Origin of the sequence: Mesorhizobium sp. M4B.F.Ca.ET.089.01.1.1 (assembly GCF_004022605.1) — a bacterium.
GTDB classification, from domain to species: domain Bacteria; phylum Pseudomonadota; class Alphaproteobacteria; order Rhizobiales; family Rhizobiaceae; genus Mesorhizobium; species Mesorhizobium abyssinicae.
In genome coordinates this window covers 1-386 of sequence record NZ_RZOS01001591.1, presented here as the reverse complement: position 1 = coordinate 386, position 386 = coordinate 1, and the positions used below count along the sequence as shown (strand labels likewise).

Annotated in this window: 1 protein-coding gene; it reads right to left on the bottom strand. The window is 56.5% G+C overall.

Going from position 1 to position 386, the window contains the following annotated elements; translation table 11 throughout:
- On the bottom strand, positions 1–386 hold a 386-nt coding region (locus EN780_RS38410), incomplete at both ends, for an ATP-binding cassette domain-containing protein (protein ID WP_128276690.1).

The following is a 386-nucleotide window of genomic DNA, read 5'->3' as shown; positions in this document are numbered from 1 at the left end:
CTTCGGGGACATCATGAGAGACCACAACGCAGGTAACGCCGAGTGCGCTGTTAAGTTCTGAAATGAGCTTGACCAGCACGCCCATGGTGATAGGGTCCTGGCCGACAAAAGGTTCGTCGAACATGATCAAGTCCGGCTCCAGCGCGATAGCACGCGCCAGCGCCGCACGCCGCGCCATTCCGCCAGACAGCTCAGAAGGCATCAGCCTGGCAGCGCCACGCAGCCCCACCGCTTCAAGCTTCATCATGACCGTCGTTTTCAGGAGTTCAGGGGACAAATGCGTATGTTCACGCAGCGGATACGCCACGTTATCAAAGACGTTCATATCGGTGAATAACGCACCTGACTGAAACAACATGCTCATGCGCTTACGAACGGTGTAGAGG